The sequence below is a fragment of the Pseudomonas sp. RIT-PI-r genome (assembly GCF_001297015.1).
Taxonomy (GTDB): Bacteria; Pseudomonadota; Gammaproteobacteria; order Pseudomonadales; family Pseudomonadaceae; genus Aquipseudomonas.
In genome coordinates this window covers 1-26,347 of record NZ_LIGE01000016.1, presented here as the reverse complement: position 1 = coordinate 26,347, position 26,347 = coordinate 1, and the positions used below count along the sequence as shown (strand labels likewise).

Genomic DNA, 26,347 nt, shown 5'->3' with positions numbered 1-26,347 from the left:
CCGGACAAACAACAGTGCCCAGACGATCTCCGGCACGCTACGCAGAAAGATCAGCAAGCCGCGAATCGGCCAGCGTAACAACCGGCCCATGGCGCTCGGCACGCCACCGCGCGAGGCGGCGGACAACGACAGTGCACGACTCGCCAGCAACCCGGCCGGCACCGCCAGCAGCAGCGCCAGGGCCATGCCGGCGGTGGCGATGGCGAGGGTTTGCAACGTGGCTTTGAGCAACAGCTGCAAGAACGCTTGATCGTGCGCGGGCGGCCAGAAGGCCGAAACGAAACGACCCATTTCGCTGCGGCTGTCATCTTGCAGCAGCACGCCCAGATCCAGTTCGCTGAGCTGGATACCCGGCCACAGCAACGCAATCGCCAGGACGCTCAGCAGCAGTCGCGGCCATGCCGCAGGATCGCGTGAATCGGCGCTCAGCATCGTGGAATCTGCACAGTCAGCGGTGCGACTGCAGCGGCCGGCGATTGCAGTTTTTCGTTGGCGTACAAGGCGTCGAGCATTTCCTCACTGACTTGCCCGGAAGGGCTGTCGAACAGGATCTGGCCGTCGCGCAAACCGATCACCCGCGCAAAGTGCGACAGCGCCAGGTCAACGGCATGCAGGCTCGCCACCAACGTGACGTTGTGCTCGCGGGCATGCCGCGACAGGATCGACAGGGTGTGCCCGGCCATCACCGGGTCCATCGCTGACACCGGTTCATCGGCAAGCAGAATTTGCGGTGCCTGGTACAACACCCGGGCGATGCCGACGCGCTGCAATTGGCCGCCGGACAGTTGCTGGCAATGAGCGAACAGTTTGTCGCCCAGATCGAGCCGTGCCAAAACGGCGCGAGCACCGCCCACGTCCAGTGGATGCAACAGGTTGAGCAGGCTTTTGCCCAGGCTCCATTGCCCGAGTTTGCCAGCCAGCACAGCGGTTACCACGCGTTGGCGCGGCGGTAGCGGCGGCGCCTGATGCACCAGGCCGATGCGCGCGCGCAGGCGTTGGCGCTGGCGGGCGGACAAGTGCCAGGCGCGTTCGCCAAGCACTTCGATTTCACCACTGCTGGGCCGCAGCGCGGTGGCCAGCAGGTTTAGCAAACTCGATTTGCCGGCGCCGGAAGGGCCGATGATGGCGACCTGTTCGCCCGCGCCAATCTGCAGGTCGACGCCGCGCAGTGCGTCGACGCCATTGGCGTGGCGCAGGCTGCCCTGTTTGAGGCTCAGGGTCATTTCAGCAGTTCGGCGGCGCGGGCGGCTTCCTCGATGCCCTTGTAGTTCTCAGGCTTGGTGTCGATGAAACGGCTGGCGGCCTGCAGATCAAGAATCTTCTTCTGTTCAGGGTTGGCCGGGTCCAGATCCAGGAAGGCTTTCTTGATTTTCGCCGCCACTGCCGGATCAAGGGTGCCGCGCACGGTCCAGTTGTAATCGAAGTAAGTCGGCGTCGTGGCGAAGACCTTGACCTTGTTGGTGTCGACCTTGCCGGCATCCACCAGCTTCTGCCAGACACTGGCGTTCAGTACGCCCGCGTCGACCTTGCCAGCCTGCACCCAGGCCACGGTGGCGTCGTGCGCACCGGAGTAGGCGACGCGGCTGAAATAGGCTTCAGGCTTGATGTTGTCGTTTTTCAGCATGAAGTAACGCGGCATCAGGCTGCCGGAGGTTGACGATACCGAGCCGAACGCGAAGGTCTTGCCTTTGAGGTCAGCGAGGCTATGTACGTTCGGGTCGGCAGTGATGAATTTGCTGGTGAATTGCGCATCCTGTTCACGCTGCACCAGAGGGATCACCGGAGTCGTTGCATCGGTCTTCAGACGCGCCTGCACAAAGGTGAAACCGCCCAGCCAGGCCATGTCGAGACGGTCGGTCGCGAGGGCTTCAACCACGGCCGGGTAGTCGGCCACCGGCACGAACTGCACCTTCATGCCCAGTTGCTGCTCCAGATACGCGCCCAGCGGTTCGAATTTGCGCAACAGTTCGGTCGGGGCTTCATCGGGAATTGCGCTGACGCGCAGCACGTCGGCGGCTTGTGCCACCAGCGCGGAAAAGGACAGGGCCAGGCCGGCGGTCAGTGCCAGGGTTTGTTTGAGCATGGGAATCTCCGTTTCAGGGGCGTCGGTAGAGCTGAAATTACGAGGTGAGGCGCAAACTCAGGGTAGACGAATCGGCGAGGGTTATACGGACTCATGCGCGCAAAGGCCAGCGCCATCTAGAAGAGGGCGGCGCGATTATGGGGGGGCAGCTTTTGACGAGCTCAAAGAAACTGTTACCACGGTATTCCGTGCTGTGACAAAGGCAAGGTCTCTGCCTATTCTCCATGACACTCTCAACGTGGCAGCAACTGCTCACTGCGTCCCGCCCACCACCAGAAGTTTCGTTCATGGATCAAGCGTTACTCACATCATTAATTGTCCAGAAGTGGAAATCCGCGCTACGGGTGACGGGATGAAGCGTTCCCGGCCGATGCCGATCGATCTGCGCGGACTGATACTGCTGTTTGTGCTGTTATCGGTCGTGGCGACCCTGTGCAACAGCCTTTACGTCGCCTATCGCGTGCAGCGCGAGGCGCTGATTCACTCGACGCTGGAGGCTAACGGTGCCTACGCGGCGAAGGTCGCGTCCAGCATCGCCGAGTTTCTGGGGGCGGCGCACAATCGTTTGAGTTACAGCGCGACCGTGCTGGCCGAACATTGGGAGAAACCAGAGGTGTTGCGCAGGGAAGCCATGCGCTTGCAGGCACAGGATACCGACTTCAACTCGGTGGCGATCCTGGATGCCAGCGGTCAAGTCCTTCAGGCGTATCCGCAAAGCCTTCAGATTGTCGGCGCCACGCTGCAATCGCTGGGTATCCAACAAGCCCTCAAGGAGCGCCGGCCTCTGGTCAGTGAGGTGTATGTTTCCTCGGCAGGCAATCTGGTGGTGTTCGTTTCGCAACCGGTATTCAGCCCCTCAGGTACATTTCTCGGGATCGTCGGCGGCTCTGTCTATTTGCTTGAGCAAAGCGCGTTTCACACCATTATCAGTCGCCACTTTCATCACGATGGCACGTTCGCTTTCGTGGCCGATGGCAACCGGCGGCTGTTGTATCACCCGGACCCGAAGCGGATCGGCGAAGTCCTGGGCTGGAGCCTTACGGTAGATGCAGCTTTGCGCGGTGAGAGCGGGACCCTGCAAGGTGACAACTACAAAGGTGTGCCGATGCTCGCCGGGTATGCCCGGGTGCCAGCAGCCAATTGGGCGGTGGTGGTGCAGCGACCTCGCGAGCGCAGCCTTGCCCCGCTGGGACAACTGATGCGCGACATGGTCGTCGGGATGATTCCAGCGGGTCTGTTCGGCCTTGCGCTGATCCTCGTTGGAGCGACGCTGATCGCTCGGCCACTTCGGCAGCTGTCGGCGGTCGCCGACCAGTTGGCAGCACCTGACACCACGCAGCGGTTGGATCGGGTGCATGCCTGGTATCGCGACGCTGCCGCGATCCGCCAGGCGATGCTGGCGGGTGTGCAGTTGCTGCAACAGAAACTCGGTCAGCTTAGCCATGAAGCACAAAGTGATCCCCTCACAGGCCTGGCCAATCGGCGCGCCATGGCTGCCTCTTTGGAGCTGCTGGATCAGACCGGGCAGGGGTATGCGGTGCTGGCGCTGGACATAGATCATTTCAAACGCGTCAACGATACCTTTGGACATGACGCTGGCGACGTTGCCTTGAAAAGCGTTGCCGACATCCTCAAACAGAACTCGCGTTCGGGCGATCTTGCGTGCCGTTGCGGTGGCGAAGAGTTCGCGCTGATTCTTCCTGACGCCTCTCTGGAGACCGCGCGAATGATCGCACAGAGAATCCGCGCGCACCTCGAGGAAACCGAGGTGCCGCAGGTGGGAAGGTTGACGATGTCCATCGGTGTGGCGTGTCGCGATGCGGACGCTGCGACAGCGGCAAGCGTCTTGAAACTCGCGGACGAGCGGCTCTATGCCGCCAAACAGAGCGGGCGCAACAGGGTGGTATGAATGGCCGAATGGCTCTGTCAGCTCGCGTCGGGTAACTTCGCAATCACCTTGATCTCGAAATCGAACCCATACAGCCAGGTCACGCCTACCGCCGTTACCGTCGGGTGCGGTGCCTCGCCCCAGAACTCGGTCAGAACGACATCCCAGATCGTCTCGAATTTCGCTGGCGGGTCAACGATGAATACGGTGACATCGATCACATCAGCGAAGCTGCCACCGGCCTCTTCGAGGATTGCGTTGAGGTTAGCGAAAGCCTGGCGCACCTGGTTTTTCAAGTCCGGCTCTGGCGTGCCGTCCTCGGTGCTGCCGACTTGTCCGGAGACGAACAGAAAGCCGTTGGAACGAATGGCCGGCGAGTAACGATGACGTTCATACAGGGTGCGGCGTGCGGGTGGAAATACAACATCGCGCTGAGTCATGGAAGGGGCTCCTTCGTTTGAGTGGATGGAGCCACTGTAGGTATTTGCAGGCGAGCGATAAACGCGCAAGCTTGGCGTTCACTGTTTGTGATTCTCAAACAATCGAGGCGCGATCATTGGACCGATTTGATGCAATGCAAGCGTTTGTCCGGGTGGTCGAGGCCGGGAGTTTCACCAAAGCGGCAGAAACCCTGCACATGAGCAAAACCACCGTGACTCAGCTGGTGCAGCAGTTGGAGGCGCGGTTGCGAGTGAAGTTGCTCAATCGCACGACACGCAAGGTCAACGTCACCGCCGATGGCGCCGCTTACTACGAGCGTGTGATCAAGTTGCTGGCCGACATGGAAGACGCCGAAAGCAGCCTGCCCGGTGCGGCGCCGCTCCCCAAGGGGCGGCTGCGTGTGGATGTGCCCAGTCCGTTTGCGCGATTGATCCTGATTCCTGCGCTGCCGGAGTTTCACGCACGATATCCGGATATCCAGATCGACCTGGGCGTCAGCGACCGCATCGTCGACATCATCGATGAGAACGTTGATTGCGTGGTGCGTGGTGGTGAACTCATGGATCTGTCGCTGATGGCCCGCAAGGTCGCCGATCTGCAGTTGGGTGTGTTTGCCGCGCCGCAATACCTGGCTCGGGCCGGGACGCCTGGGCATCCACAGGAACTGGAAGATTCCCATCATCGGGTGGTCGGCTTCCTCTGGGCGCGCACCGGCAAACCGCTGCCGTATGCCTTGCACAACGCCAGCGAAAAGCTGCAAATCAAAGGGCGCCACGTGCTCGCGGTCGATGATGGCAATGCTTACCTCGCGGCGGGCCTGGCAGGCATGGGTGTGTTGTGGCTGCCCACTTACATGTCCGATGCCCATGTGGCTCGCGGCGAACTGGTGCCACTGTTCCAAGACTGGCGGCTCGACCCTATGCCGCTTTATTTGGCGTATCCACCGAACCGGCATGTCAGCCTGAAGTTGCGAGTGTTTATCGATTGGGTTGTGGCGTTGATGGCGCCTTAGAAAAGTGGTGCGTTTATTGCTAGCTTGCGCAGTAATGCCGTCAAAAAACCAACTCGATCGGCGACTTGAAAGCATGCAGTGATGAGATGCATGACTTTCGAACTCTGGAGCTTCCCCTCGCAATGAATATGTACATCGATATTGTCGGCGCCTGTAACCTGAGCTGCCCCTCTTGCCCAATGGGCAACTCGGAAAACCTCAACTTCAAAAAAGCCATGCAGATCGACATGTTCAAACAGATCGTCGAAAAGGCCCGCACAGAAGGGGTCAAGTCGATTTATCTGTACAACTGGACCGAGCCTCTGGTTCATCCGAAAATTGGCGAATTCATCGAGATCATCAATGCCGCCGGGATGGGCAGCGGTATCAGTACCAACCTCAATCTCGCCAAGAACATGGAAAAGGCCTTGCTGGCCGAACCGGGTTACTTCCGTATTTCGCTGTCAGGCTTTTATCAGGACACCTACGTAAAGGGTCATGTAGGCGGTGATATCGAAGTTGTAAAACAGAACATGATTGCGCTGCACGAGATCAAGCAGCGATTGGGTTTGAGTACCCGTGTCGACGTCTACTATCACCGCTACCTCGATAACATCGAAGAGGAAGCGTTGATGCGTGAGTTCAGCGAACGCCTCGGCTTCAAGTTCACCACCGGTTATTCGGTGATGATGCCGTTGGAGAAAACGCTGGCCATTATCGAGCGCGATCCTTCTGTCACCGATACCGACTATGAAACCCTGAAAAGACTGGCGCTGCCGCCCTACGACGATATTGTCAATGTTGCCCGGCAGTACCCTCAACAAGATTGCCTGCTCAAGGATGACTGGCTGGTGATCGACTGCAATGGCAACACGATCCTGTGCTGCACGATCTTCAATCAGAACGAATATCAGGTCGGCAAGTACCTCGACATGCCGGTTGCGGAACTGATGCAGCGCAAGAACACGCAGAAAAACTGTGTCGACATGTGCAGCCGCTGCGCCAAGAAGGGCATGCATATCTACTCGATGTTCCCCAACCAAGGGGTGCTGGAGCAACACGCGGTCAATCGCATCATTGATTTCGAGAACCTCAGCAGCATGGGCCTTGCCGTGGACAGCGAGTTGCTCGGGCGTGCGGGCGAGGTCAGTGCCGAAAACTTTGACGAGGCGCAGTATTTCCGATTGAACGAGGATGTCAGGCGCGCAGTGTCCACCGGTGAATTCTCAAGTGGCTATCAGCACTATGTGCTTCACGGTCGACTGGAAGGCAGATTGGGCGCCGGTGCCTTTTCGGTGGTTTGATCAACGCTCAAATGGGTTGATAGCCAGGCGATAAAGCTTTTCGCCAGCGGATCATGCTCACTGTCGCGATGCGTCAGCAACGCCCAGTTCGGCCCGCGAATGGTGTCCTCCACCAGCGCTTGCAACACGCCGTCAGCCTGCGCCTGACGGCTGAGCAATTGACTGACCAGGGCAATGCCAAGCCCTGCACAGGCGGCGTCGAGCAGCAACCCGGGATCGGAGAAATTCAATCCCTGATCCTGCTGGCCGACGTCGATTCCGGCCTCGACCGCCCAATGACTCCAGTCCATTTCCCGCTCACCATGCAATGTGGTGCGCCGAGATGCGGGTTGGGACAACAGGCTTGGATGGCCGGCGGGATAGAGGCGATCGGCATGCAGCACTTTGAAGCTGCATTCGGCTTGGGCGCTGATGTCGTCACGCACGGCGATGTCGATGGTTTGCGTGGCCATGTCCGGCACCTCATCGGTGCTGTAGATCCACAGATCAACTTCCGGATGTTGCGCACGAAAGTCCGCCAATCGTGGCAGCAACCAGTGCCGGGCAAACGCCGGCGTGGTGTTGAGCACCAGTTGATTGGGCTTCTGATACTGGCCCAGACGCCGGATCCCCACCGCCAATTGCTGAAGCATCGCTTGCGTGGTGCTGAGCAAATCGTGGCCGGCATCGGTCAATGCAACGCTGCGTCCGCTGCGGAAAAACAACGGCTGTTCCAGGTACGCTTCCAGGCTGCGGATCTGCTGGCTGATCGCCGACTGAGTGAGGTTCAACTCCTCGGCTGCCTTGTGAAAACTGCCGAGCCGGGCGGCGGCTTCAAAGCCGCGCAGGGAACTGAGTGGCGGCCAGTGTTTAAGCATATCGATAAGCTCCTCTAATCAGTTATCCGCTAAATCCATCGTTTGTTTGCCTGTTTGCGCGTCCGTAGCATTGGCGGCGTGAACACATTGGCTTAACTAACGAGGCTTATCATGCAGTACAACGACAATAAAAACAGCGCCTGGATGATGCCGGCAGAGTGGATGACCCACGCCGCCACGTGGATGGTCTGGCCGCACAACCAGACGTTGTGGGAATCCGGTTGGCGCGTGACGCTAGCGCAGGTGCAGGAAGATTTTGCGCGCGTCGCCAACGCCATCGCCCGTTTCGAACCAGTGAAACTGGTGGTCGATCCATCGGCCATCGCTAGCGCTAAAGCGCTGTGCGGGCCGAACATCGAGCTGATTGCACTGGCCGTGAACGACAGTTGGTGTCGTGATTCCGGCCCGACCTTTGTCTGCCATCCGCAGCAAGGATTGGCCGGTGTGAGCTGGCGCTTCAACGCCTGGGGCGGCAAGTCGGCGCATGATCTGGATGAAAGCCTGGCGCGCCGTGCGCTCAACCACCTCGGTCTGGAATGCTTCGGCACGCCGCTGAGCAACGAAGGCGGGGCGATTCACGTTGATGGCGAAGGCACGCTGATCACCACCGAATCGGTGCTGCTCAACCCCAATCGCAACCCCGGCATCGGCAAAGGCGAGATGGAAGAAATCTTCAGCCGTTTGCTCGGCGTGAAGAAAACCATCTGGCTGCCAGGCGATCCGGATTACGTCACCGGCGACATGACTGACGGCCACGTCGACGGCGTTTGTGCCTTCGCCCGTCCCGGGGTATTGCTGGTGGACGCCACCCACGATCAATCGTCGGTGTACGCTGAAGTGGCCCGAGAGAACCGTCGCGCGCTGGAATTGGCCACCGACGCCAACGGCCGCAAATTCGAATTGATCGAACTGTTCGAAGCCACCGACGCCGTCGACACCGAAGCCGAAGTGTTCTGCGCCTCGTACACCAATTTCTATATCGCCAACGGCGCAATCATCATGCCGGCCTACGGCATCGAGGCGGATAACGTCGCCGCCAAAGTCTTGGAGCAAGCTTTCCCCGGCCGCGAAGTGGTGCCGGTCCGCATCAGTCATCTGGCCCATGGCGGCGGCGGGGGGCATTGCATCACCCAGCAGCAGCCAGCCTGGCCGCTGCGAGGTTGAAAGCATGAGCATTCTGACGATCGCCAGCACCCAGCTGCCGTGCACCTGGGATTTATCCGGCAACCTTGATCGCGCCGAGCAGCTCGTGCGCGAAGCGGCGCAGCAGGGCGCGCAAGTGATCCTGTTGCAGGAGCTGTTCGCCACGCCGTATTTCTGCATCGAGCAAAGCCATAAACACATGGCGTTGGCCGAGGAATACCGCGACAGCCGCGTGCTTGCGCGCTTCGCCGCACTGGCCCGTGAACTGGGCGTGGTGTTGCCACTGAGCTGGTTCGAAAAGGCCGGCAACGCCTACTTCAATTCGCTGAGCGTGGCCGACGCCGACGGGCGCCTGTTGGGCGTGTACCGCAAGACGCACATCCCCAACGCCATCGGTTATCAAGAGAAGGAATATTTCAGCCCCGGCGATACCGGTTTCAAAGTCTGGGACACCGCGTTCGGCCGCCTCGGCGTCGGCATCTGCTGGGATCAGTGGTTCCCGGAAACTGCCCGTTGCCTGGCCTTGATGGGCGCCGAAGTGCTGCTGTATCCGACCGCTATCGGCTCGGAGCCGGGCTGCGCGGCGCTGGATTCCCGCGACCACTGGCAGATGACCATGCGCGGCCATGCCGCTGCCAATCTGCTGCCGGTGGTGGCGTCGAATCGGGTCGGTCGAGAAACCGCGACCACCGATCCGAGCCTGCAAATGAGCTTTTACGGCTCGTCGTTCATCAGCGACCACAAAGGCCAGTTGCTCGCCAGCGCTGACCGCGACAGCACCGGTGTGCTGGTGCAGCGCCTCGATCTGGCGGCCATGCGCGAAGAGCGTTTGAGCTGGGGCATCTATCGCGATCGGCGTCCGGACATGTACGGGCCGCTGCTGAGTCAGGACGGTCGCCACCTTCATGCACGCTGGAACACCCAAGGGGTTTGACATGGCTATCCATCACAAACGCTTGCGCGGCGCGATCGGCTTGGCGCTGATCTGCTTGATGCCGTCGCTGCACGCCGAAGACAAAACCCTGCGGCTGTACAACTGGGCCGACTACTTTGCCGAAGACACCTTGAGTCGCTTCACCGCCGAAACCGGGATCAAGGTGATCTACGACGTCATGGACGGCAGCGAAACCCTCGAAGCGAAAATGCTCTCCGGTGGCAGCGGTTACGACCTGATCTTCCCCGGTGACACCGTCGCCGAACGCTTGATGCGCGCCGGCAGCCTGATGTCGCTGGATCAATCGAAGCTGACCGAACTGGCCGACATCGAACCCGGCTTGCAGAAACTGCGCGGCCATTACGGGCACTCCAGCAAAGCCACGGTGCCTTACACCTGGGGCACCATTGGCCTGACCTTCAACGAAGAGCAGATCAAAAAACGCATGGCCGATGCACCGGTCAACAGCCTCGACATGCTGTTCAAACCGGAGCTGGCGGCGAAGTTTGCCGATTGCGGCATCTCGATGATCGACTCGCCGGACGAGGCATTGGCGGTGGTGCTCAATTACCTCGGTCGCGATCCGCGCAGCGGCAAAGCCGAGGATCTGGCCGCCGCCAGTGAATTGCTGATGAAGTTGCGGCCGTACATCCGCAAGTTCCAGTCGCAACCGGTGACCGATCTGGTCAACGGCAACCTGTGTCTGTCACTCGGCTACAGCGGCGACATGACTCAGGCCCAGCGCACCTCGGACAGTGCCGGTAAGCACACCAGGTTTCAGTATCGCGTGCCTCGCGAAGGCACCACGGTGTGGATGGACACCATGGCGATTCCGGTCGACGCCAAACACCCGGAATACGCCTATGCATTCATCAACTTCGTCATGCGCCCGGCGAACATGGCGGCGATCAGCAATTTCACCGGCTACCCAACCTCCAACGCCAAGGCGCGGGCGAACGTCGATGCGAGCATGCGTGACAACCCGGACATCTACCTCGACGAAGCGACCTATGCTCGATTGATTCCGGGCAAGGACATTCCCCAGGCCGACATGCGAGCGCGTATGCGCACCTGGACCAAATTCAAGACTGCCACTGGCAAATGATCCATGGCCGGCGTATTGCGCCGGCCCTTTTTTCTACAGGAAAAGCAACATGACGACTCGTCGCGATTTCATCAAACAGGCCTCGGTGGTCGCCGCTGTCAGCGCTGCGGTTACAGGCCTGGGCCTTTCGCCGGGCAAAGTCCTGGCGGCCGCGCAAGGCCGCTGGTTCATGCCCGACGAAGGCGACAAACATGAGCGCGCCTATATCGCTTTCGGCGCGCAGGACGCGATCTGGGAAGACTTCACCGAAGACGTCCAGGAAGCTCTCGGCCGCATTGCTCGCGCCATCGCCCGGTTTGAACCGGTCACCGTGTTCTGCCGCAAGAACGAGCGCAGCATCGCCGAAGAATTTTGCGGTACGCGCAATATCACTTACGTCACTGCCGGGCTGGATGACATCTGGATGCGCGACATCGGCGCCAATTTCGTCATCGACGACAAGGGTGGTTTGGGCGCGGTGGACTTCAACTTCAACGGTTGGGGTGGCAAACAGCAGCACGGTAAAGACTCGAAGATCGCCGCACTGGTCGCCGACGACGCGCAAGCCACGTACATACGCACCGATCTGGTGGGTGAGGGCGGTGGCATCGAGGTCGACGGTCACGGCACCGGGATCATGACCGAGAGCAGCTGGATCAACAGCAACCGCAACCCTGATTGGAGCAAGGCCGATGTCGAAGCGCAATTGAAGGAACGCCTGGGCCTGCGCAAAATCATCTGGCTGCCGGGCATCAAGGGCAAGGACATCACTGACGCCCACGTCGATTTCTACGCGCGCTTCATCAAGCCCGGCGTGGTCATCGCCAACCTCGACACCGACCCTGAATCCTACGATCACAAGGTCACCCTGGCGCACCTGGAAATCCTCAAGAACGCCACCGATGCTGATGGCCGCAAATTGCAGATCCACACGATGTCGCCGCCGCTGAAACCGCGCAAAAGCAAGTTCAACCAGAACAACCCGGACTTTGCCGCCGGTTACATCAATTATTTCGTCATCAACGGCGCGATCATCGCCCCGGAGTTCGGCGATAAAGCGGCAGACAAAAAGGCTTTCGATCTGCTTTCGCAACTGTATCCGGATCGCGAAATCGTCCAGCTCAACATCGATGCCATCGCCGCTGGCGGGGGCGGAATTCACTGCGTGACCAGCCATCAACCACAGGCGTGATTGACTCTTTGACCGATCAAGCCAACTATCGGCGCATAACAACATGACCGATGGACCACAACTTGATCGAACGACGCCAATTCAGCGGAGGCATGAAGGGGAAAAACCTCCGCTATCTGAATGAGCAAGGCGCGGATGACACGCGCCTGACCCGCACCGGTTTTCTGCTGCTCGAACATTTTTCACTGCCGGCCTTTACCCAGGCACTGGATACGGTTGTCACCACCAACCTGCTGCGCCCGGGGCTGTTTTCGTCGCGCACGTTTGGTTTGGGCGACGGCGAAGTCATCAGTGACCTGGGCCTGGTGATCCGCCCCGATGCACGTCTGGATTCAGCCGCGCTGGCGCAACTGGATCTGCTGGTGGTGTGTGGCGGGTATCGCACCGAACTGCGCGCGAGTGATGAGTTTATCGGCTTGCTCAGATCAGCAGCGGAGCGCGGCATCTCGCTTGCCGGGTTATGGAATGGCTCGTGGTTTCTTGGCCGCGCCGGGCTGCTCGATGGCTACCGCTGCGCAATCCACCCGGAGCACCGTCCGGCGCTGACCGAAATCGCCAAAGCCACCCACGTCAGCAGTGAACCCTACGTAATCGATCGCGACCGCCTGACGGCATCAAGTCCGTCCGGGGCGTTTCACATGGCGCTGGACTGGATCAAGAGCCTGCACGGCAAAGCTTTGGTCGAAGGCATCGAGGATATTCTGGCCTTCGAAGAATCGCGCTACCGGCGGATCAAACCGGATGAAAACCTCTGCGTCAGTGCGCCGTTGCGAGAGGTGGTGAAACTGATGGATGCCAATCTTGAGGAACCGCTGGAGCTGGAGCAACTGGCGGTGTACGCCGGGCGTTCTCGTCGGCAGTTGGAGCGTCTGTTCAAGGAACAACTGGGCACCACACCGCAGCGTTATTACCTGGAATTGCGAATTACCGAAGCGCGGCGTTTGTTGCAGCACACTGAGTTGTCGCAGGTGGAGGTGCTGGTGGCTTGCGGGTTTGTTTCGCCGAGTCATTTCAGCAAGTGCTACAGCTCGTATTTCGGCTATCGCCCATCAAAAGAAAAACGCCTGGTCAAATAACCCAAGCCGTTACCCACCTGAACTCACCTCGAAATTCCACGTCGGCGAACCTCCCCCCTCCCCCTAGCCCTCTCCCTTTGGGAGAGGGCTAGGGTGAGGGGCTTTTAAACTTACACGCACTGTTACGTCATAACGGCTACAACACCTTGCGCCGTTGCCCACGCGTACGCCAGACGCTGCTGGGCATTGCGCAAGTGGTCATGTTGGGGGAATTGGCGGTGAACAAGGCGTTGGATCTGGTTGTGCCAACCGACTGATCGCGTACGTTAGTCGGGGTTGAGGGTGTCTGGTCGGGCGTGATCGCGAGCAGGCTCACTCCTACATTTGAAATGCGTTCCCCCTGTAGGAGTGAGCCTGCTCGCGATGGCGTCCGTTCAGGCAAGCATCTGTAAAACGGGACCATCCCTCAAGCCTCAAGCCCACTATCAAATAATCAAGCAGTCAGCCTTCGCGGCTGACTGCTTTTTAGTTTCTACAGGTGATCCGCATCAATCACAGCCTTGGCAAACGCCTGCGGATCTTCCTGCGGCAGGTTGTGGCCGATGCCGCCGTTGATCAAGCGGAACTGGTACTTGCCGGTAAAGCGCTTGGCGTAATCCTCCGGCGCCGGGTGCGGTGCACCGTTGGCGTCGCCTTCAAGGGTGATGGTCGGCACGCTGATCGACGGTGCCGTGGCGAGCTTCTGCTCCAGCGCTGCGTACTTCGCTTCGCCCTGTACCAGGCCCAGACGCCAGCGGTAATTGAACACGGTGATGTCGACGTGATCGGGGTTCTGCAACGCCTTGGCGCTACGGTCGAACGTGGCGTCGTCGAACTTCCATTGCGGCGAGGCGGTTTGCCAGATCAGTTTGGCGAAGTCGTGGGTGTTCTTCTCGTAACCGGCGCGGCCACGGTCAGTCGCAAAGTAGAACTGATACCACCACTGCAACTCAGCCTTGGGCGGCAGCGGGTTCTGCCCGGCGGCCTGATTGCCGATCAGGTAACCGCTGACCGAGACCAATGCCTTCACCCGTTCCGGCCACAGCGCCGAGACGATGTCCGCCGAACGCGCGCCCCAGTCATAACCGCCGAGCACCGCTTGCTTGATCTTCAGCGCATCCATGAAGTCGATCACATCACTGGCCAGCGCCGCCGGTTGGCCGTTGCGCAGGGTGTCTTTGGAGAGAAACTGCGTATCGCCGTAACCGCGCGCATACGGCATCAACACCCGATAACCCTTGGCCGCGAGCAACGGCGCGACCTCGTCGTAGCTGTGAATGTCGTAGGGCCAGCCGTGCAGCAGGATCACCACCGGGCCGTCGACGGGGCCGGTTTCGGCGTAGGCGACGTCGAGCACGCCGGCCTTCACATGTTTCAACGGGCCGAAGGGCGAGGGCGCCGAATAGCTGACGGCCGCAGGTTCCACCGCTTGCGCCTGAACGCTGGTCACAGCGCCGAACAACGACAAAGCCAGAATCGACAAACCGAACGCGGTGTTGCGGGTGTGCAGTGCCTTTTTCATGCTGACGTCTCCTGTGCGAACCTTTGGCCGAGGGGTCTTTGTGAACCCTTGAAACCTTGAGTGCATTTGAGCGCAGGGACGTATCCGGGCTGTGTCGAAAAAGGCTTTGGTTGCAAGTCGATGTATCGCCAACAGGTTCGTACACACTGTGGTACACAACCCTGTATGGGCGGGCTTGCTCGCGAAGGCGTCGGCACATTCAGTATCAATGCGCGCCTGTCGGACGCCAACACGAGCTGTCGGGGATCAGGCCTTGGCCGCCATCGCCGTGACTTCCACGCGCATCCCTTCAACGGCCAGCGACGCCACGCCCACTGCCGCACGCACCGGCCACGGTTTGGCGAAGAAGCGTTGGTAGACTTCGTTGAACGCGCCGCGGTCGGCCATGTCGGTGAGGTAGATGGTCAGGTGCATGACCCGATCCATCGAGCTGCCGGCGCGCTCCAGTGCGACTTTCAGCGCCTGCAGCGTGCATTCGCTCTGCTCGGTGATGCCACCCAGTTCCAGGCTGCCGTCGGCCCGGGTCGGGATCTGCGTGGAGACCATGATGCCGTTGAACGTAGTGACGTCGGAGGAAATGGAATCGGCATCCGGATCGGGGGTGAAGATGATGTCTTGATTGGCCATGGGGTTCTCTTGTTTGAGCGAGTGAAGATCGCGTCAGTTTACAGATTCGTTGCCGACATGGCCCGTTCGGGCGATCGGCACCATACTTCTGCGCGAAACAGGCAACCATCTTCTCTTTTCATACAGGAGCAGGGCCATGAGCAACAAGCCGACGATTGTGCTGGTACACGGATTCTGGGGTGGCGCAGTGATTACCGAGGCCGGCAATCAGCCAAATGTCGTCGGGTTGGTGTATATCGCCGCGTTTGTACCGGATATCGGGGAAAGTCCTGGCGCTCTGACGCAACAACATCTGCCGGCTGCTGCGCCCTGATCAAACTGCTTGCGTTGCCGCTTCAGCCGCGATCGCCGCCGCCACGCAGGGGCGCGAACCGATACGGTGCATGTAAGCGTCGAGCGCTGGCCAGTCGACGATGTCGATGTTGAAGGTCGGTAGCCATCTGCGCACGGTAAACAAATAGGCATCGGCGACGCTGAAGTCGCCGATCAGCCAGTCCTGGTCGGCGAGAGTGCGGTTCAGATAGTCCAGGCGCTTGAACAGCTTGTGCTTGAAGATGGCCTTGATCGCTTCGGGAATGTCCGCGCTGAACAGCGGCGCGCTAGCGCCATGGATTTCCGTGCTGATGAAACTCAGCTGTTCCTGCAAGCGCGTGCGCGCCCAGGTTCCGGGTGCGGGCGCCAGTCGATTGCCCGGTACGAGGTCGACAAGGTACTGCAGGATCGCCGGGCCTTCCGTCAGCACTTGAGCGTTATCCAGCTCCAGTGCGGCGACATAGCCCTTGGGATTTATCTCGCCGCATAAAACCGCCGACTCGAAAAAGATCGTCGCTTTCCGAACCTGGCTGTTGGCGCTGCGGCAAGACCAAGACTCTTTTGTATAAGCGTGTATCCAGCCCGTTCGTGTACACATGCGCATAACAAACGTCCGGCTTGCGACACATTCCGCCAATATGCTGCACTCAGAATAAAGCCCTCCACACCACTACGTTCAAGAGGGCAACACCATGCGCCGTCCCCTGTTTCTGGCCACTGCTGCGGTAGTCATTTCAATGATCGGTATCGCTCACGCGGCGGACACCCAACCGAAGAGCTGGCAGCAAGGTTTGAGCCGTACCGATCTGGTTCGCGAGGATCTCGGTGCGAATGATCGCGAAGTGATTCAGGCGCGAGTCGATTTCGCCCCGGGAGTGACTTCACCGAAACATGCGCACCCCGGTGTCGAGGTGGCGTACGTGATCAGCGGCACTTTTGAATATCAATTGGAAGGCAGGGCGCCAGTGACACTGAAGACGGGAGATTCGCTGTTCATTCCTGAGGGCGTGGCGCATATCGCCAGGAACGTCGGCCAGGACAAGGGGTCGGAACTGGCGACCTACATCGTCAAGAAGGCTGAGCCATTGCTGATTCTCAAGCCGTAAGCGCCAGGTTCAATGCAGGGTAGCGGCCCTGCGGCTCTCACCAATGCGAATTCGGTCGAGCGCCCGGTTCAAGGCGTCGAGAGCATCGAGCAGGGCTTTGGCTTCCGCCTCTCGACCCTCCCCCCAGAGGCGTTCAGCCATTTTGTTCAGGGCCTGGATCGAACGCTCGATATCGGCGGCGCTGGCGGCTGGTTGAGTGACGGGCGGTTGTTTCGTCATACAAGGATCATCCTCCATCGATCGATTTGGCTAAAGACTTGCGCTAAACCGATAGATTACTGCGCGGCGCGACTTCTGTCTGAAGTTGATTGCCACACCTCTCAGCTGCGCTGCGCATTTCGTCACCGCTTCGTTGAGGCGCAACTCAGATCCAGGCAAAGAATCATCGTTTGATAGAGAAGTGGCAAAGAATTAAAACCCTGCTAGCTTGAGTGTTTATCGCAGCTAAATAGCGTCAACCGCAGAATATTCGCAGCAGGCAAGGCTTTGCGTTTGCACGTCTGGGACGGGACGTTTGTACTGGCACTTCCCATTGGCAAGAATTTTTGTGCCGTACATGTCCGTCGAGTAGACACTGCGGCCGCTATCAGACTGTTCACCGCGCTGATCGCTAATCCATCGCAGCCCTTTACCTCCGCACGGGTAAAGAGCGAGCGCACGCGATCGCCCTTCAATGGGCAAATTGAAACCCGTGCCTTGGCGCAATCGCTTAGAGGCAACCTGCCTGTTTTTGCGCAGTTTTGCAGCCGGGGTCTTCGGAACTGCGAGGGTGTCCGTCAGAGTAAGTGTTACAACCGGCGAGCAGATTGATGAGCGTGAACAGTACGAAAATCCTGGTCATGAACCTCTCCTTGTTCAGATGTGTGAGGGGGGGCGTGTACATTCTATCTACGACTAAGCCCCGAATGGCCTGGGCTCGGTCGTAGATGAAATGGCGGGCGAGGTGCGCGCAAGTGTATTCATTGCCGTCCCGGAAAGATGGTTATGGAATGTGCGTGTTTGTGCTATCGAATTTCTTGTACTTCCAACTGAACCCGTCTCGTTGGGTAGGTGCAAAACTTTTAAACCAATCTACCCAGTTGCTTGCGGACGGCATCCACCAGCCCTTGATGGTGTTTGCCCAGTGAGCGAGGCCTAGCTCGGAAACCAGATAGTGGCTATGGCTGACACAGTTCTGGTATTGGGTTTTCGCATTGGCAAGATTTGGCCAAAGGACGTCATAGGCAGTCTTCGTTTTCTTCAACCTGGCTTGAAGTTTTCTATATTTTTTTATGAACTGCTCGTTTACGCCAATATAGTAAACGTACGTCGTTGCGCTTCCGGTGGCGCGCGCCCAATCCTGCGAGGCAAGCGTACCCGTGGAGAATTCCCAACCGGTCTCACTGATTCCCGTCAGTGTGATGTTTTCGCCATCGATAAGAAACGTTGTTGCGTGTCCATCCTCCGCAAGTTTTCCTAGGGTTTTCGTCCAGGAACCCAAGCTGAAAGGGCTGAATCCTTTTCCGACACCACTCCATGTCAGTATCGAATAACATATTCCGAAAATTCCTGCTGCTTCGTCGATTGTCCCCAGATCAGCTACCAATGCAGTTCCTTTTTTGTTCGCCATGCGCTTGCTCCCTTAGTCCACATTGCCGATGGGTGCTCATGTGGTTCCTGTTGGCCAGGAAAGGTTAGGACACAGTGTGTGCTAGCGCCAGCGCCTGTGCAGGGATTTGCATGAGCAGGTCGTTCCGGCCTTTTCCGGCCTCAATGCGGGGGGCGGGGCATGTTCAAGGGGCGTGGAGCGCGGCCCCTTGTACATTGCCGAGCAGGTGATGAGCACTCATTATCTGCTCATAAAGCGGGCGTTGTTGTGCCCAGCTATTACAATGGCGACAATAGTCAGCAATGATCACCAGCGTATCTATTGCTTCATTGAAATCAGGCTTGGGGTCTTTATCGTATTCTTCCATAAAGGCTTGGAAATCAAAGCTTTTGGCAAAATCAAGATTGCCTGGACTGGAAATAATGATCCAGTCCAGAATATCTATTTGCCGCTGTAATTCTTTGCGGATCTCAAGATGGTTGATAACCCACGTTTGAATTTCAATGTCAGAGGGCGCCGCGGGAAGGGACTTTGAAATATGTTCAAGCTGCGTCAGTAACAAATTCAGTTGCTCCGACGCGTTGTCTGCCGCTGTATTGTGTTGCTTTACAATTTCACATGTCTTAATGAAGATTTTTATAGGCTGCTCAGCTGCCGTGCCGGCCTCGTGGAGGAAGGTTGCCTTGGCTCTTGGCTCGAGAAAGTATTGCCGCCACGATTTACTGAAATGCTCGATGGAAATGTTGCTGGTGGCTGCTGCTTCCATCCGCTTGGCCAGAGGAATCAAGCCACCATTCGCTACGTTAATCAAGTCTGTTGCGTCCGCTATGTCTGCCGTTAACTCATGAAACAGACGACTTAAATCAAACGCCTGCTTTAGCGATGCAGCGACATGATTATCCATTTGGTGATTGACTTGAACTATGGAGTGAGCGATCTCGCTAGAGCGGCAACTTATTCCAATTCTGATTTCCGAGAGCGGCCGTTGAACCCATTCCGAGCTGGCTTTGGTAAAAGTATAAATATCTGTGGGAAGGCTTTTGCGGCACGACTTTCCTGAGCAGGGCAGTGCGCAATCCTGAAAAATTTGCGCGATGAACTGTGAGCACACAATGCCCTCATTGTCAGAAAATTCCGCCTCGTTACTGATTAACGCAGTTATCTTGTATTTCTGACCGTAATAGTATTGAGCCTGTTCGAGCAAATTCCAAGTCGCCGCATCGTCTGCGTAGCGGTGTCGGACTAACAACGAATTGGCGATGTCGTAGGAATGACTCACTTCATCCCATTGACGCAAGGTGATTCCGATGCCTGGATTGGCATCAATTATCATGTTCTGACCGGTAACCATCGCAACATGTGAGTAGCTCGCGATTTGCAAGCGTGTGATTGATTGAATGGCCATATTGGGCTTGGTCAACAGGCTCTTTCCCCTTAGTAGCAGAATGTCGCCAAGCCGAGGGAGGTCGTGATCAAAATCCATGGGGTTCGTCCTTAATCAGCATTGTCAAAAGCGCACTGACCCAAAGGAGCGAAATTTTACACAAGGGCGGTGAGGTGTTTAAAAATTTCCGCGTTGCATCGATCCTTCTCACCATTTCGCGTAGGGCGAAAAAATGTTCAAAGTTAGACATTGCTAAAGAGAGAAATAAAAATATGGTGTTTTTAATCATTGGTGGGATTTATAAAATTTTAATTTCTTGTTATGCGATCGTTGGTTCTACAAATGCCCAAGGGCTAGTTGCACTTATAACATTTGGCGGTAGCCTTGGGAATAAATTGGCTTAATATCCGTAAATTGGATCAAAATAGGAAAGCGGAGGGTGTGTCTTTTCCCATTCTTTTGCGAATGAAATTCCCATTTCGATTTCTTCAGGTTTCATTTTTTCTGCAATCTCAGGGAGGCTGATCTTCGCTTCCCTTGGTGCTGCTCCCCCTCCTTGGAGCTGTGTTATCAAATACGTAAAGCCATAGGCTTTGACTAAATCGAGCGGAAAGTCGTAACTGTTCGGAAGGTGGGCGATATTGAGGGCATAGCTTCCAAGTGCATCAATATGTCCTGCTTCAGCTGTTTTTTTTAGCCAATTTCCTATCTCTTCCTTTTTTTCATCGTGCTCATATAGGTAGTTAGCATAAAGGTACATTCCGGGAGGATAGCCCCCTTCCGCAGACGCCTTAAACCACTTCTTGACTGCTTTCTCTCGACTGCCCGGGATCAGGAACGAACCCTGTCCATTTTGGTAGGCACTTGCTAGAAGTTGCTGGGCAAAGTTATCACCCGACTCTGCAGCCTTTTCTAACCACTCCAAACCTTGTTTTGCTGTAAAGAGCGCAACCATTGCTTCGGTGTCGCCTCTCTCCGCGCGTTCGTGTGCAGTTTTTAAGGCCAAAGTTCTCCAGTCCTTAACATTTTTCTGCGTGCAGGTTTCGACTAGAGTGCATAGTTCTTCTTGGTTGCTAAGACGCAGCATGGCATAGATGTGTCCTTTTTCGGCTGCGGCCTCGTACCATTTTACGGCGTCCTCTGTCATGTAACGGTTACTTAGGCGGATGGCCTCGCCTAAGTAATACTGAGCGTCTCGATCGCCTGCTTCGGCAGCGGTTAGTAAAAAAGTCCGCGAGGAAGTCCATGCACTTTGCTAAAGCATAATGCCAGTTTCTTTCGCTGCCGCTTGATTTTCAATGACTTGGGCGTTGGAAATTGATGTGGTGGAAACCCACAAGGCAATGCTCAAGAAAATAGGGCGGAAAGCGGACACAGATAAACTTCCTTAAATCAGTAGCCGTAAGCCGGAACAAAGTAGGAAAGTGGTGGGTGATTCTTTTCCCAATCTTTGGCAAAGCGGATCCCATCCTTGATCTCTTGAGGACTCATCTTTTCTGCAATTTCAGGAAGGCTTCTTCTAGCATCCTCAGGGGCTACGCCACCACCTTGCAAATGGGAGATAAGGTAGGTGATTCCATAGGCTTCTACTAAGTCCAACGGAAATCCGTAGCTGTCAGGGAGATGCGCTACAGTGAGGGCGTATCCACCAGCGGCATCAATGTGGCCTGACTCAGCGGCCTTTTTTAGCCAATATCCTACGTCTTCTTTGCTTGCTTTATTTTCATATAAAAAATTTGCGTAAAGGTACATACCCGGTGGGTAGCCGCTCTCCGCTGAAGCTTTGAACCATTTCTCAACGGCTTTTTCGCGGCTGCCAGGAATGAGGAACCAGCCTTCACCATCTTTGTACTTACCAGCAAGGACTTTTTGAGCAAATCCACTGCCTGCCGTCGCTGCTTTTTCCAACCATTGCAAACCTTGCTTGGCAGTAAATAAAACAATCATTGCCTCAGTATCGCCTTTCTCGGCGCGCTCATTTGCAACCTGTAGTGCATAATTCCGCCATTCTTCATTGCTTTTACCTGAGCAACTCCCCATCTCTTTGCACAAATCATGCGAATTACTCAACCGAAGCATTGCATACAAATTTCCTTGCTTAGCTGCTGATTCGTACCATTTTTTTGCGTCTTCGGTGGTGTAGCGGTTGCTGAGGCGGATAGCCTCTCCCAAGTAATATTGCGCTGTACTGTCTCCCGCATCTGCCGCAATTTTCAGTAGCGGCTGAGAATCGTACCAATCACTTTGCTGATACAGGATAAGGCCTTTATTCTTTGCTACTTGTTGATCGGTCGTAAGTTCTGCAAAAGCTGAAGTGGATAGAAATATTGAATATAAAATAATGGCGTATATTGTTTTAATCAATGTTTGGTCCTTTGTAGAAAGCCTTGACTTCTTGAATGGGTGCAAATGCAGGGCCGGTATATGTGCTCGAGTAAGTGCAGTGGCTATTCATTCTCGCCCCTAGAAGTTTAGCGTTTTCTGAGTATCGCTCCCGCATTCTGTTGTTGCCCGGGATGTGGCCTAAAACCCTTTCATTCATGAATAGATCGAGTTTTAACTTATTTTTGCAGAACATAAGTCCTGCCTGCGGGGGACGAATCCCGTCACGATTCATGCAAATAATTGCTTCTTCAAATTGCAAATTCGCATTAGGTTTTTTTGAAATCCAACTGAGGCATCTTTCAATTGCTTGTTGTTGAATGAGGTATGCCTCGTCGTTGTTGTAGCTTTTACTGTCCTCATCATCTTCAGCAGAAAATGACCTAGGTGAAGTACTTAAAGCCATTAGTAATGGGCCTAGGGCCTGTGGGGTTAGGTTGTAAACCCAATCCTGCATTACTTTTTGGTTTTTATCCAAGATAAGTGTGTGAGCAATTTGTCCCCCGCGTCCCCCCTCGGTCAGCGCATCAAATATCCCTTTAACAATGGAATACCCACGCACATAGGCAAACGCCACATCGATACCCGTGGCGCCGAGGAAGCTCAGTTTCTGCAGGTAGTCCATGGCTTCGCCATCGACCCACTCAAGATCCTTGTATTGGTTCGCGGCCATTTCCTGTCGCACCAGTTCCGTCAAGGCTACGATGCTGTCGTAGCCGACTTCAAAGGTCAAATACCCTTTGACGCCTGCGCCCCAGACCAGCGCGCCCTTGATCGATAACAGCAGTAGGCCGTTTTGCATCCGTAGGTGCATGTCGCCGGTGTAGCCGGCGCCGATGGCCACGGCTACTTCAACTTCCAGTTTGGCCAAAGGGCGCCACTGGTTGGCTGAAATGCGATTGGGCACGGGAGCAGGCGGGAGGACGCTTGGGGGAGGGCACCAGAACAGTTTGCCGGTGACTTTGCACCCGGCTTGGGCGCCGGCAAACACTTCGAACTTGGCGAGGTCGCCGGATTTTTCAGCGATGTCTACACCGACCAGGCTGGTGTAGCCGGTTTTCTGGTCCAGGGTCAGGTCGCGTGACAGCATGAGACTTGCGCCAGCGAATCCCCAGGCCTTGGCTTCCAGATCCAGAGACAGTTTGCCGAAGTTGACGCTGCGCACGCTGCCGTCATGAGCCTTGTATTTTGCGATCCAAGGGTCGGCTTTTGCCCGTTTCGGGAATTCGACTTTCAGTAAGCTGACTTCCCCGCGCCACGCTGTTACATCCAGTGCAACTTCTACGTTGGCAATCTGAGGGGAACCACTTTTCAGAGTGGGGCCTTCCATTTTGACTTCGGACAGAAGGTTGGCGCTTTCCGGGAGTAAGCATCGAACCAGTTGGGCCTGCGGACTGTTGTCGAACAGCATGAGGTTGCGCAACTGCTTATCTTCGAAAACCATGGCTTTGAGGTTTTCGCCCCAGCTTTTGCGCTTGGCTTCAGCTTTGATGCTTTCGACTCTGTAGCCTTTGGCTTCCAGGGCGGTGAAGAATTTTTCAGGCACGAAAAGCCCATGTTCATCGAACCATGGCCCCTTTTCATCGAACTGCAGCGCGCCTTCCTGTTCCAGCCAATCACTGAATACCCGGTCGTCGTCGGATTCTTTGGCAATCGATTTGGGCAAACTGGTCGCGAGTTCTTTGAGTTGACCCTCGAATGCGTTGCCGCTGACCTGCGCCAGATGTTTCAAGCTGATGTGGTTCAGAATCGTCGTCGACGATGCGCTGCTGAGCTCACGCAGTGGAATGTTTGTTTTGGCCAGTCGTTCGAGGGGTTTTGGCTTGTAGCTTTCCGCGTCCCAGAGAAACAGACGGGGCGGCTTCAGTGCTCGAACGCGTGCTTCGGCGGTGTTCTGAATTCGCTCTGCCTCGTCATTCAGGTCGTACCACTGTTTCTGCAAGCTGACGAAGAGCACGCCGGGTGGCGCAGATTTGCCGCCAGTGGCCGAGACCCATTGGGAGTAACGTTCTTCGATCTTTTTCTCAAGCTCATCGCGTTTGGTGGTCAGCTCGATGAATGCCTGAAAATCCTCGGTACCGGCGTATTGGTCATCGGGACTCAGCGCAAACTCGGGAACTGCAATCCCGCACTCGGCAAGCTCGACGATGGCATTGATGTACTTGGACATCAGGTCTTTCAACGCCAGGATGTTGATTTGCACACCCTTGAGTTTCTTTTCGTCGATCTCGCCGGTTTCAATCAGCTTTTTGTGAAGGGCCTTATATTCTTTTAGGTGTTCCCAAGCCGAAGCGATCTTCTTGGTGCCTGGATCGAACATTTTGTAGCCGTGGGCTTTCGCCTTGTCGCGCTCTTTAATGTACGTATCGATGGCTTCACAGGCCTTTAACGCGCGCGGGGTATAGAAGACGCCGTTTTCTCGTTTGTACCCCAACGTTTTTGCTTTTTCGTCGGAAACTTTTTCGAGGGTTTCCATGTTTTTCTGGTTTTTCTCGATGCGCTGTCCAGCGTGGAACATCTCGCGCTCGGCGTGCATCGTGGCGTTGCTGTCACCCTTGGCTTTTGCCGCCTCCCAATCCTTGCGGCACTGCGCTTTTTTGGTAGTGTCTTCGGGGATTGCCGATTTCGAATCGAGGTAACTGCTATGTTGCTCGCCTTCGAGAAAGGCTTCCGGGCCCGGGGTGAGGAAGTAGTCCATCAACCCCGCGTCGGCGATGTTGCTCATGCGCGTGGCTTTATCAGCGTCGACGGTTTTCTGTTTGAGCAGGCTGACGCTTTCCTTGAGTTTCTCGGACGTGCGCTTGGGCAACAGCCAGAAACGGCGCTGACCGGTGACGTAGATGATGTCGTCGTAGCTGCTGCTGCAGCCCGGCTTCTTGTCTTTGCAGAACGTCTCCGCGTCGGCAGTCTTTTTTGGCGGATCGGCCGGAATGACAACAGGTGGTTGTTCTGGCGCGGGTGTTTGTTCGGACGTACCTGTCATCTCAGACTTCCAGTCGTTGTACTTTCTCGAATGCCGGCATGTCGCTGCTCAGCACGTTCATGACGTCGGCGCGGGCCTGCAGCGGACCTTGATTCAGATTCGGCAGCAGGTGCTCAAGATGACGTCCTTCTTCAATGCCGTGATCCACCAGCAGTTGCAAATTATCGGACACACCAGACAGTTGAGAATCCGATAAGCTCGCAGCGGACTCGGCGTTCCGCAGCCGAATCCAGTACCACCAACGGATTTCATCGAACGCTAACAGCGTGTCGCTCTTTAGGTGCAGCGGATATTTTTGTTCGCCATTAGAGGCATCAACTTTTTCTGTTTGTTCCCAAACACGCCATTGTTGATCGTCGATGTGAGCGGGCGGGGTATAGACGCGATCCCAAGGGCCGAACAGCGCTCGGGCGGGTATCGTCAGCGCCAGCGCACTCCAGAATGCCGGGTCGTAGTAGCGCGCCAGCGAGTCACCATGAGACGGGTCGTTCATGCGCAGGAGGCAACGAGCATGCAAGAGCGCGGTCTCCGGCTTTTCACGCGAGGTCAGTAAAAGGCCCGCGCGGTTGTCGCGGCATAGCTCTACGGCTTGGGCGGTGGCAGGACTTCCCGGTGTCAGTTGTAGCCAGATCGGACTGACGTCATTCATTTCGGCGAACGGCGTGTCCTGAAACAGCTTTTCAACATCATTCAACCCGGACTGTTGGTAGAGCTTTTCCAGCGCCCGAGGCTGGCGAACGCTGTCGATGATGCCATACAGGGTGCGGTTTCCACTGCTGTCCGATGGCGTCGTGGCCACGGGTTGTTCAAGGAAAAGACTCAGCCATTCAGACATGGGCAAACCTCTCGCGAGCAAGCGCCATTGGCTTGCTTTCCACAGATCGGAACAAGGGGCAGGCCTTGAACGCTTTTTCGTACAAATGGATTGGTCATTGGCGGGACTAACACCTTGCCAGCCTTGTCAGCATCAGCCTGCTTCAACAACCCCGGCAACAACGGCGCCGCTCCCGTGCCGCTGCCGGGGCTGCCGCCGGAGTTCATATTGATCACCGGCCCACTCATGGTCACACCACCAGCATCAATCTTGATAAAGCTGCCGCCGCCGATCAGGGTCAGCTCCGCACCGGCTTCCATCACCACTTTCATGCCGCTGCTGAGGTGGATTTCCTGGCCGGCGTCGATGAACTGGCCGGTGCCGATCTTGATGTGCTGGTTCACGCCCACGGTGAGGTGATCATTGGCGCGGGCTTCGACTTTGCGGTCTTCGTAGACGGTGTGGTGTTCTTCGGCTTTGAATTCGCTGTAGCTGTTCTGCTCGACGGTGTCGTGGCGTTCGTTGCCGACGCGGATTTTCTGGTCGTGCTCGATGTTTTCGTCCCAGTCGCGCTGGGCGTGCAGGTAGATCTGTTCCTGACCTTTTTTGTCTTCGATGCGCAGTTCGTTGTAGCCGCCTCCGCCCATCGAGCTGAGG

The 26,347-nt window shown here is 56.7% G+C and carries 26 protein-coding genes and 2 pseudogenes; 12 read left to right on the top strand and 16 right to left on the bottom strand.

Translation table 11 applies throughout. From position 1 onward, the window contains the following. The 3 genes from AK821_RS05000 to AK821_RS04990 all read right to left on the bottom strand — a co-directional run. Window positions 1-432: PhnE/PtxC family ABC transporter permease (locus tag AK821_RS05000; RefSeq protein ID WP_442965580.1), on the bottom strand; the 432-nt coding region annotated here is incomplete at its 3' end. Then, window positions 426-1,223, bottom strand: coding sequence for a phosphonate ABC transporter ATP-binding protein (locus tag AK821_RS04995; RefSeq protein WP_064388583.1), 798 nt, complete (start codon window positions 1,221-1,223; stop codon window positions 426-428). The genes AK821_RS04995 and AK821_RS05000, both read right to left, overlap by 7 nt. Beyond that, window positions 1,220-2,083, bottom strand: a complete 864-nt coding sequence (locus AK821_RS04990; protein WP_064388582.1) for a putative selenate ABC transporter substrate-binding protein — start codon at window positions 2,081-2,083, stop codon at window positions 1,220-1,222. Before AK821_RS04990 ends, AK821_RS04995 begins: the two co-directional genes overlap by 4 nt. 352 nt (window positions 2,084-2,435) lie before the next feature. Between AK821_RS04990 and AK821_RS04985 the strand changes: the two genes are divergently transcribed. After that, on the top strand, window positions 2,436-3,992 hold the full coding sequence (locus tag AK821_RS04985; RefSeq protein ID WP_064388581.1) for a sensor domain-containing diguanylate cyclase: 1,557 nt from the start codon (window positions 2,436-2,438) through the stop codon (window positions 3,990-3,992). Between the two features lie 17 nt (window positions 3,993-4,009). On the opposite strand, the gene AK821_RS04980 is transcribed toward AK821_RS04985, so the two are convergent. Next, window positions 4,010-4,411, bottom strand: a complete 402-nt coding sequence (locus AK821_RS04980; protein WP_064388580.1) for a RidA family protein — start codon at window positions 4,409-4,411, stop codon at window positions 4,010-4,012. A 116-nt stretch (window positions 4,412-4,527) separates the two neighbouring features. Here AK821_RS04980 and AK821_RS04975 point away from each other — a divergent pair, with 116 nt between their 5' ends. Next, a complete protein-coding gene (locus AK821_RS04975; protein WP_064388578.1) occupies window positions 4,528-5,424 on the top strand; it encodes a LysR family transcriptional regulator in 897 nt (298 codons plus the stop codon). Between the two features lie 122 nt (window positions 5,425-5,546). Beyond that, complete coding sequence (locus AK821_RS04970; protein WP_064388577.1) at window positions 5,547-6,707, top strand: radical SAM/SPASM domain-containing protein; 1,161 nt, start codon at window positions 5,547-5,549, stop codon at window positions 6,705-6,707. Here AK821_RS04970 and AK821_RS04965 read toward each other — a convergent pair. Further along, the gene (locus AK821_RS04965; protein ID WP_064388575.1) at window positions 6,656-7,564 is read right to left on the bottom strand and encodes a LysR substrate-binding domain-containing protein; all 909 of its coding nucleotides are present in this window, start codon (window positions 7,562-7,564) and stop codon (window positions 6,656-6,658) included. The genes AK821_RS04970 and AK821_RS04965 overlap by 52 nt on opposite strands. A gap of 111 nt (window positions 7,565-7,675) precedes the next feature. Here AK821_RS04965 and AK821_RS04960 point away from each other — a divergent pair, with 111 nt between their 5' ends. The 6 genes and pseudogenes from AK821_RS04960 to AK821_RS31310 all read left to right on the top strand — a co-directional run. Then, a complete protein-coding gene (locus AK821_RS04960; protein WP_064388573.1) occupies window positions 7,676-8,728 on the top strand; it encodes an agmatine deiminase family protein in 1,053 nt (350 codons plus the stop codon). Between the two features lie 4 nt (window positions 8,729-8,732). Beyond that, window positions 8,733-9,641 (top strand): N-carbamoylputrescine amidase, encoded by a 909-nt coding sequence (gene aguB / locus AK821_RS04955; protein WP_064388570.1) that lies wholly within the window; start codon window positions 8,733-8,735, stop codon window positions 9,639-9,641. 1 nt (window position 9,642) lies between these two features. Beyond that, window positions 9,643-10,746 carry an extracellular solute-binding protein gene (locus AK821_RS04950; protein WP_064388568.1) on the top strand — a complete coding sequence of 368 codons (1,104 nt, stop codon included), beginning with the start codon at window positions 9,643-9,645 and terminating at the stop codon, window positions 10,744-10,746. A 49-nt stretch (window positions 10,747-10,795) separates the two neighbouring features. Further along, on the top strand, window positions 10,796-11,917 hold the full coding sequence (locus AK821_RS04945) for an agmatine deiminase family protein (protein WP_064388566.1): 1,122 nt from the start codon (window positions 10,796-10,798) through the stop codon (window positions 11,915-11,917). Between the two features lie 50 nt (window positions 11,918-11,967). After that, the gene (locus AK821_RS04940; RefSeq protein ID WP_064388565.1) at window positions 11,968-12,993 is read left to right on the top strand and encodes a GlxA family transcriptional regulator; all 1,026 of its coding nucleotides are present in this window, start codon (window positions 11,968-11,970) and stop codon (window positions 12,991-12,993) included. A gap of 167 nt (window positions 12,994-13,160) precedes the next feature. After that, window positions 13,161-13,250, top strand: a pseudogene (locus AK821_RS31310) (DUF6124 family protein); the annotation flags it as partial. A gap of 215 nt (window positions 13,251-13,465) precedes the next feature. Here AK821_RS31310 and AK821_RS04935 read toward each other — a convergent pair. Both AK821_RS04935 and AK821_RS04930 read right to left on the bottom strand, forming a co-directional pair. Further along, the gene (locus AK821_RS04935) at window positions 13,466-14,494 is read right to left on the bottom strand and encodes an alpha/beta fold hydrolase (RefSeq protein WP_064388564.1); all 1,029 of its coding nucleotides are present in this window, start codon (window positions 14,492-14,494) and stop codon (window positions 13,466-13,468) included. Window positions 14,495-14,740: 246 nt separating this feature from the next. Further along, window positions 14,741-15,121: a RidA family protein gene (locus AK821_RS04930; RefSeq protein ID WP_064388561.1), complete on the bottom strand. Its 381-nt coding sequence runs from the start codon at window positions 15,119-15,121 to the stop codon at window positions 14,741-14,743. Window positions 15,122-15,299: 178 nt separating this feature from the next. Here AK821_RS04930 and AK821_RS29955 point away from each other — a divergent pair. After that, a pseudogene (locus AK821_RS29955) lies at window positions 15,300-15,428 on the top strand (alpha/beta hydrolase); the annotation flags it as partial. Window positions 15,429-15,434: 6 nt separating this feature from the next. On the opposite strand, the gene AK821_RS04925 reads toward AK821_RS29955, so the two are convergent. After that, complete coding sequence (locus AK821_RS04925) at window positions 15,435-16,037, bottom strand: glutathione binding-like protein (protein ID WP_082355409.1); 603 nt, start codon at window positions 16,035-16,037, stop codon at window positions 15,435-15,437. Window positions 16,038-16,170: 133 nt separating this feature from the next. Between AK821_RS04925 and AK821_RS04920 the strand changes: the two genes are divergently transcribed. Continuing rightward, window positions 16,171-16,539 (top strand): cupin domain-containing protein, encoded by a 369-nt coding sequence (locus AK821_RS04920; RefSeq protein ID WP_236708293.1) that lies wholly within the window; start codon window positions 16,171-16,173, stop codon window positions 16,537-16,539. 9 nt (window positions 16,540-16,548) lie between these two features. Here the strand turns inward: AK821_RS04920 and AK821_RS04915 are convergent, their stop codons facing one another. Continuing rightward, window positions 16,549-16,758 (bottom strand): hypothetical protein, encoded by a 210-nt coding sequence (locus AK821_RS04915; RefSeq protein ID WP_064388558.1) that lies wholly within the window; start codon window positions 16,756-16,758, stop codon window positions 16,549-16,551. A gap of 267 nt (window positions 16,759-17,025) precedes the next feature. Here AK821_RS04915 and AK821_RS31305 point away from each other — a divergent pair, with 267 nt between their 5' ends. Beyond that, a complete protein-coding gene (locus AK821_RS31305) occupies window positions 17,026-17,349 on the top strand; it encodes an NMCC_0638 family (lipo)protein (protein ID WP_442965579.1) in 324 nt (107 codons plus the stop codon). Between the two features lie 172 nt (window positions 17,350-17,521). On the opposite strand, the gene AK821_RS04910 is transcribed toward AK821_RS31305, so the two are convergent. The 7 genes from AK821_RS04910 to AK821_RS04880 form a co-directional block, all read right to left on the bottom strand. Continuing rightward, window positions 17,522-18,148, bottom strand: a complete 627-nt coding sequence (locus tag AK821_RS04910) for a hypothetical protein (protein WP_064388555.1) — start codon at window positions 18,146-18,148, stop codon at window positions 17,522-17,524. Window positions 18,149-18,311: 163 nt separating this feature from the next. Then, entirely contained in the window at window positions 18,312-19,610 is a 1,299-nt protein-coding gene (locus tag AK821_RS04905; protein ID WP_064388554.1) for a hypothetical protein, read from the bottom strand. A gap of 301 nt (window positions 19,611-19,911) precedes the next feature. Beyond that, window positions 19,912-20,658: a tetratricopeptide repeat protein gene (locus AK821_RS04900; protein ID WP_236708292.1), complete on the bottom strand. Its 747-nt coding sequence runs from the start codon at window positions 20,656-20,658 to the stop codon at window positions 19,912-19,914. Between the two features lie 245 nt (window positions 20,659-20,903). Next, window positions 20,904-21,875, bottom strand: a complete 972-nt coding sequence (locus tag AK821_RS04895) for a tetratricopeptide repeat protein (RefSeq protein WP_064388552.1) — start codon at window positions 21,873-21,875, stop codon at window positions 20,904-20,906. Beyond that, window positions 21,868-24,876, bottom strand: a complete 3,009-nt coding sequence (locus AK821_RS04890; RefSeq protein WP_064388550.1) for a hypothetical protein — start codon at window positions 24,874-24,876, stop codon at window positions 21,868-21,870. Before AK821_RS04890 ends, AK821_RS04895 begins: the two co-directional genes overlap by 8 nt. 1 nt (window position 24,877) lies before the next feature. Then, window positions 24,878-25,711, bottom strand: coding sequence for a DUF4123 domain-containing protein (locus tag AK821_RS04885; RefSeq protein WP_082355410.1), 834 nt, complete (start codon window positions 25,709-25,711; stop codon window positions 24,878-24,880). Further along, on the bottom strand, window positions 25,696-26,347 hold a 652-nt coding region (locus AK821_RS04880), incomplete at its 5' end, for a bacteriophage T4 gp5 trimerisation domain-containing protein (RefSeq protein ID WP_442965577.1). The genes AK821_RS04880 and AK821_RS04885, both read right to left, overlap by 16 nt.